We start from the raw sequence: 7,414 nt of genomic DNA on the forward strand, positions 1-7,414 counted from the left end.
CTTCTATGTCAATTATGGCTATGTCTGATGCCAGCATACTTTTTAGAACACCACCAATAATTTTATCAAATTGTTGAAAAAAATAGTGTAATAGTCTGCGTGTAACTGCTTTATAAGTAATGCTGGTTTTTAAGATGCTAAGACAAAGTATGGAGACTGTTCTAAGATAGCTTCGTAGATTGTGTTCACCTTAAAAGAAAATAAACTAGAATACAAATGTCAAACTGTTACATAGCGGCGTCATTGACTGGATTGGTTGAATGCTATGATTAAAATGACGTATTTTCAATCAGAGGATGATTTTAACTATGAGTAAAAAAAAGAGTAAATCTGATTCAGTAGTCCCAGAGCCAGTCAACGCACAATTTAGTGATGAAATGGTCGAGCAGCGTTTAACGCCCAACCCACTCAGCCAGTTCTCTATGGATGAAGATGGGCTGAGATTAGCATTAGTTACAGCCCAGTATGCTCTGCGTGCAACACGGCAACGAACACCGAAAACCACCAATAAACCTACAGGACTGTTGGTGTTAGTCAATGGTATGGAGCAGGCAGGTAAAGGAACTGCGGTTAAGCAACTGCGGCAATGGGTCGATCCTAGACTGTTAAAGGTTGAGGCGACCATTGGCTCTTGTCCATTAACCCATCAACCAATGTGGCAAGCGTATACCAAATCCATGCCACGTCATGGTGATGTTATGGTTTATTTTGGCAATTGGTACGCTGACTTACTCTACAACGCCATGCGTCTGGCAATGTCAGATGACAAAGACGATACTGAGTCAGTAAATCATAGCGTATTTCCTATTGCGACATGGCAAGCATATTTAGAACAGCAACTGGCTAAGCTACAAGTGTTTGAACAAGATCTTATTGCTAATCAAACAAGGCTGCTAAAGTGCTGGTTTCATGTTGATATCGAAACATTACAATCGCGGCTTCATGACAAAAAGGCGGATCCACATTTTTTGTATCAAATTGACTGGAACAGCCAAAAAGTTATCGAAAAGTTTAACGAAGTAGCAGCGACGTTATTGCGCCAGCAAGACGACTGGATCATCATTGACGGTGATGATAAATCACAAGCGGCAGATCATTTTTGTCATGAAGTGCTGCATGCAATGCAGACAGCATTAGTAAGTAGTGCCGTCAATGTAGATAAAACAGATGAAGAACAAGTATTTGAATCTGTAAAAATACCTAAGCAGTTGACGAATATAAAAGAAGAGGATATAGATAAGTCTGACTATCGTAAGTTGTTGGCAGAGAAGCAAGCTTGTCTCGCTGAGTTATTGCGCGCCCGCAAAGGTCGTCACGTTGTATTTGCTTTTGAGGGTATGGACGCTGCTGGCAAGGGCGGGGCAATCAAAAGGTTGGTAGCGCCGCTTGACCCACGTGAATACCAAATTTATAACATTAGTGCACCGATGCTGTACGAATTGCAGCATCCTTATTTATGGCGTTTTTGGACAAAGCTTCCTGATGAGCAGACCGACCGAATCAGTCGTATCGCTATCTTTGATCGCACTTGGTATGGGCGGGTGTTGGTTGAGCGTGTCGAAGGGTTTGCGACCAGTGATGAGTGGCAACGCGCTTATGATGAAATCAATCGCTTTGAGGCAGACTTGACCGATTCAGGAGCGATCGTCATCAAGTACTGGCTGGCGATTGATAAAAAAGAGCAGTTGAAACGTTTTGAGGGGCGCCAAGAAACACCGCATAAGCAGTTTAAGCTGACCGACGATGACTGGCGTAATCGTGATAAATGGTCGGACTATGTACAGGCTGCAGCGGATATGCTGGCACGCACTGATAGTAAAAATGCACCTTGGTGTGTCATCGCTACTAACGAAAAGCGTCAAGCGCGTTTGGATGTGCTGGATCATGCTATTGAGCAATTATCGGCAAGGTACGACAGTTAACCTTTGATTATATTGAGTGACTGAAACTCTTTATTTATAATTTTAATGTTTATACAAAAATAGTATAATAATACGATAAGTCACTGAAAAGTGATGTTAATTGAATATGACCTTGGCAGTTACAAATCTCGCAATATCATCATGCATTATGCGCTTATATTTAATATAATAGGCGCCTAATGTTTTCTGCTATACATCATATGCTATAGCAAATAGGGCGTTATAGTTGTTCTATGCGTCCTAGTGTTACTATGGCCACAATAAAACTTCAAAGCCGCAAGATGCTGTAATCAGACGATTTAGCAATATTACTTGCGGCTTTGTGACATGTTAAGAGACGTGTTTTACCTAAAATTAGTTTGTAATTTTAAATCAAGTAAAACCCGTCAATGAGATAGAACATGCATCAGCAGTCAATCGCTTCAGGCCAATGTATCAGCCGTACTATCGAAAATATCGTTGCTTAAGTCATTACTTAAATCACTAATTAGATCGCTACTTATCGAGTACATCACGCGTTTTATAGACGTTACCACAATGCTAAATAGTATAGTTATAGTAGTATTTAGCATTACAGTGCAATGTTATTAACCGCATATAATTTCAATCAGCTTACGCAGGACGTATTAACGTATGGGTATTAGCAGTAGTTCTACAGAGTCAGTCAAATCAGTCGGCTCTATGAGAATAAATATATTTTTTGCCATTGTACTGATTGCGATGACCGCCTATTTTACGTGGTGGGGTCTAGATTACACAATGCATCAACAAACGACGCTATTTATTGTAGCAACCGCTTTTGGTGTCTTTATGGCATTCAATATTGGTGGGAATGATGTCGCCAACTCCTTTGGTACCTCGGTAGGTGCCGGCACATTAACCATTCCTCAAGCATTGGGTATTGCTGCAATATTTGAAGTGTCAGGTGCTGTACTGGCAGGTGGCGAAGTTACTGATACGATCAGAAAAGGCATCGTTGACCTAGATGGTCTAACGGTGACACCTAATCAATTTATTTATGTCATGCTCTCAGCTTTAATCGCTGCTGCATTTTGGTTATTGTTTGCCACCAAAAAAGGCTTACCGGTTTCGACCACGCACTCCATTATCGGTGGCGTTGTTGGTAGCTCTATCGTACTGGGTATCACATTGGGTGGTACGGAAATGGCTTTATCAACAGTGAGTTGGGGAACTGTTGGTACGATCGCTATTTCTTGGGTGCTATCACCGTTGCTAGGTGGTGTATTATCCTACCTGTTATACGGACAGATTAAGAAAAATATCATCGAGTATAATGATCGAACAGAGGCACATCTTGCGATTCTTAAAGGCAATAAAAAAACCTTAAAGCAAAACCATAAAGAGTTTTTGGAAGGTCTAACAGAATCAGAGCAGCTGGCTTATACATCGGCCATGCTACGTGATCAAGAAATCTATAAAGATGATGATTGCGTGATAGAAGATCTAGAGACAGATTATTACAAACAGCTTTATGAGATTGAGAACGAGCGTACCAACCTTGATACGCTAAAAGCACTTAAGCAGTGGGTGCCGCTTATTGCAGCAGCTGGTGGTGCCGTCATGACATCGCTGGTTGTATTCAAAGGCCTTAAAAACGTCAACAGTAATATGACGACGCTACAGGGCTTCTTGATCATGGGAATGATAGCGGCGCTAGTATGGCTTGCGACCTTTATCTATACCAAAAGTATCCGTGGTAAGCATAAAGAGGATTTGACCAAAGCAACCTTTATTATGTTTAGTTGGATGCAAGTCTTTACCGCATCGGCTTTTGCTTTTAGTCATGGGTCGAATGATATTGCCAATGCAGTTGGTCCTTTTGCCGCGATTATGGATGTGATTCGTACCAATAGTATTGCTACCGAGGCGGCAGTACCACCAGCGGTCATGCTGACTTTTGGGGTTTCACTTATTGTTGGTCTTTGGTTCATCGGTAAAGAAGTCATTCAGACGGTAGGAACCAATTTGGCCAAAATGCACCCTGCTTCTGGCTTTTCAGCAGAACTGGCTGCAGCAGCTGTTGTTATGGTAGCCTCGACGATGGGATTACCTGTATCAAGTACACATACTTTAGTCGGTGCGGTATTGGGTATCGGTATCGTCAATAGAGACACCAATTGGAAGCTGATGAAACCGATTGGTTTGGCGTGGGTTGTGACGCTTCCTGCAGCGGCAAGTATGTCGGCTATCAGTTATTTCGTATTGAGTAATATTTTTTAATACTCGTATTGAAGATAAGTTGTAGTTAGTAAGTATAACAAGTTGGTTGAAAAAAATGCTTATCAGCATCATGCTGATAAGCATTTTTTATATGATGGAGCATCCTAAATGAGTGTTTAATCAGTACCAAACTGTTGGCGTTTTTTAGCAAAGAATCTGTCTAAGCGATCCATTGCATCTTCTAAGTCATGTAAATTGGGCAGAAACACTAAGCGGAAGTGATCCGGTTTGTCCCAATTGAACCCCGTCCCTTGTACCATTAGAACGTTTTCATCAATCAGTAGGTCCATCATAAAATTCATGTCATCCGTAATAGGGTAAACTTCAGGGTCCATCTTTGGAAAACAATAAAACGCGCCTTGTGGCATCGTACATGAAATGCCTTTAATTGCATTAAGTCGCGATACGGCCATTTCGCGCTGCTTATACAAGCGACCTGTTTTAGATGTCAAATCTTTCATACTTTGGTGGCCACCCATCGCTGTTTGGATAGCGTATTGCCCTTGAACGTTAGAGCATAAGCGCATAGAGGCTAGCATATCCAGACCCTCTATAAAGTCAGCAGCGTGTTGCTTGCGACCTGAGACCATCATCCAACCTGCACGGAACCCCGCGATACGATGCGACTTTGACAAACCGTTGTACGATAGAACCAGTACGTCATCCGTCAAAGTACTCATTGGTGTGTGTAGAGTGTCATCATAGAGAATACGGTCATAAATCTCATCCGCCATGATGATTAAATCATGCTCTTTAGCAACCTCTATAATCTGTAATAGGAGCTCGTTGCTATAAAGCGCACCAGTTGGGTTATTAGGGTTGATAACCACGATGCCTTTTGTCTTACTGGTAATTTTTGATTTGATATCTTCTATATCAGGGTGCCAGTTGTCGTCTTCATTACAGCGATAGTGTACAGCCGTACCACCAGATAGATTAGCGGCCGCTGTCCAAAGCGGGTAATCTGGCATTGGAATGAGTACCTCATCACCATCGTTCATTAATGCTTGCATAGTCATGACAATCAGCTCAGAGACACCATTACCTAAATATACATCACGGACATCAACTGCCGATAGCAGCCCTTTTGATTGATAATATTGCAGTACTGCTTTACGCGCAGAAAAGATCCCTTGTGAGTCTGAATACCCAATGGCGTCTGGCAAATTCATCGCCACATCACGCAAAATCTCATGCGGTGCTTCTAGACCGAATGGTGCTGGGTTGCCGACATTCAGCTTTAATATACGTTTGCCCTCCGCCTCCATTTTATTTGCAGTCTGTAGTAGTGGGCCGCGAATGTCGTAGCAGACATTTTGTAATTTATCAGATTTTTTAATGGTATTCATAGAGGGATCACTCATAGGGCTATTTGGTGAGTTTGTGTTGACTGAGCTTGGCTTGCTCTCACTTGATTTGTCAGGTTGTGTATGTTTAGGAGGCGTAGTATCTAAATCATCGTTCTTATTTGATACACTGGCTGTCGTATTTGTAGTGGTGCTTGTTTGGTTTTGAAGCTCACCGCGCAGCAAGTAGCCTTCGCTACAGCCTAAAATACGTGCTAGCGTGGGTAATTTAGACGAGACGATACCATTGGTGCCACGCTCCCAATTAGAGATAGCACCGCGACTGACCTTTGCGCCTGCTGCCGTCATCGCTTGTGCTAATTGCTCCGCAGTAAATCCTTTATCACGGCGCAGCTGCACCAGTCGTTCGGCTTGTGTACCTTTATTTTTCTCGCTAGCCATAATCAGTTAAGCCTTTATTTATCAATAGGTTTGTCATAAGTAGATTACTTTAATTCAATAATAATACTTATATCCTAATGCAAGATATTATTGCATAAATAACTGCTATGCAAGTTATTTTAAAAAAGTTATAACAATGAAAGTAAATCTTGCATTTATAAGCGTATGAAGTGGTTCCCTGCTGAAATACCATATAATTACCCATTACCCATTACCCATTACCCATTACCCATTACTAATTGCTTTGCCAATACAATATTATTGTGATGTATGTCTTGAATATTGGGTTGATCATCAATAGATAGGGCACATCGTTATTTATAATAATATGGCGATAAAACTTGATTAGTAGCCAAATAGAAAATCGGACAATACCTATTTAAGTAAGGACAAACTATGCAAGACAATCAACTTAGCAAAGCAGAAATTAGCCAATTAACCAAAGCTGATTGGAAAGAACGCTTGAGTGCTGATGAATACCATGTAATGCGCGAGAAGGGCACAGAACGCCCATTCACAGGTGTCTATAATGATGCAGATGATGAAGGTATTTATCGCTGCAAAGGGTGCGGCGCTAGCTTGTTTGACTCAAGCAGTAAATTCAATGCTGGTTGCGGTTGGCCAAGTTTTGACCAAGGAGTCGATAACAGCGCTATTGATGAGCACGTCGATAACTCATTGGGCATGACTCGCACAGAGGTGACTTGTAGTAACTGCGGGGCGCACCTAGGTCATGTGTTCCCTGATGGACCTAGCGAGACGACAGGGATGCGCTATTGCATAAACTCAGTCTCTATCGATTTGGACAAATCTGAAAAATAGCAGCGAGCATAATAATTGAAAATACAGATAACAGATTAGATGCTATCAACTCCCAGAAGCACGAATGTCTATATCAAAATTATACAACCTACGATACGTAGTGGCAGATAGTTAGCACAGTGAGTAAAGGCATGTACTTGCTTTTTACTTAATTTTGAGAATGATATAAGCTTAGCAGTATAAAAAGGAAGCGCACGACGCTTCCTTTTTGATAATAGGCGCCATATTTATGCTGTTGCACAATTAGCAGTAACTGTGAGAAAGTAACTGTGAGAAGTCAGTTATGATAAAGCAGTTATGAAAAAGCTACTGTGATGCAGAATAGTCATGGTTAGAGAGTATTAAAATAACTGGTGGTGTGTCAGAAAGTATGCTGAAGAAATAAAGGAGGGTGACAGCCAAAGCAAGATGATATATTTGAGGTTATGAAGACACAAATAGATATCAGCTGCCCCGACTGTCACAGTCCCAGTTTAAAGAAAAACGGCATAAAAAGCTATGGCAAGCAGAACTACCAATGCAAGGACTGCAAACGTCAATTCATTGGTGACCATGCCTTAACTTATAAGGGCTGTCACTCTAAAATAGAAGACATCATACGGCTAATGACGGTGAGAGGTTGCGGTGTTAGAGACATAGCTATTATAGCCTCAGTCAGTATCGGTAAAGTATTGGGCACCA

At 41.5% G+C, this 7,414-nt stretch carries 5 protein-coding genes; 4 read left to right on the top strand and 1 reads right to left on the bottom strand.

Annotated features, from left to right (window positions below; all coding sequences use genetic code 11):
* The first annotated feature begins 308 nt into the window (after window positions 1-308).
* Both EI164_RS13315 and EI164_RS13320 read left to right on the top strand, forming a co-directional pair.
* Window positions 309-1,922 (top strand): ATPase, encoded by a 1,614-nt coding sequence (locus EI164_RS13315; RefSeq protein ID WP_192520431.1) that lies wholly within the window; start codon window positions 309-311, stop codon window positions 1,920-1,922.
* A 633-nt stretch (window positions 1,923-2,555) separates the two neighbouring features.
* Window positions 2,556-4,163 carry an inorganic phosphate transporter gene (locus EI164_RS13320; protein ID WP_192520432.1) on the top strand — a complete coding sequence of 536 codons (1,608 nt, stop codon included), beginning with the start codon at window positions 2,556-2,558 and terminating at the stop codon, window positions 4,161-4,163.
* Window positions 4,164-4,279: 116 nt separating this feature from the next.
* Here EI164_RS13320 and EI164_RS13325 read toward each other — a convergent pair whose 3' ends face one another.
* A complete protein-coding gene (locus tag EI164_RS13325) occupies window positions 4,280-5,818 on the bottom strand; it encodes an aminotransferase class I/II-fold pyridoxal phosphate-dependent enzyme (protein ID WP_413038465.1) in 1,539 nt (512 codons plus the stop codon).
* Between the two features lie 489 nt (window positions 5,819-6,307).
* Here EI164_RS13325 and msrB point away from each other — a divergent pair, with 489 nt between their 5' ends.
* Complete coding sequence (gene msrB / locus EI164_RS13330; protein WP_192520434.1) at window positions 6,308-6,733, top strand: peptide-methionine (R)-S-oxide reductase MsrB; 426 nt, start codon at window positions 6,308-6,310, stop codon at window positions 6,731-6,733.
* A gap of 425 nt (window positions 6,734-7,158) precedes the next feature.
* The coding region (locus tag EI164_RS13335) for an IS1 family transposase (RefSeq protein WP_192518970.1) at window positions 7,159-7,414 on the top strand (256 nt) is incomplete at its 3' end.

The organism is Psychrobacter sp. FME13 (genome assembly GCF_014861395.1).
Taxonomy (GTDB): domain Bacteria; phylum Pseudomonadota; class Gammaproteobacteria; order Pseudomonadales; family Moraxellaceae; genus Psychrobacter.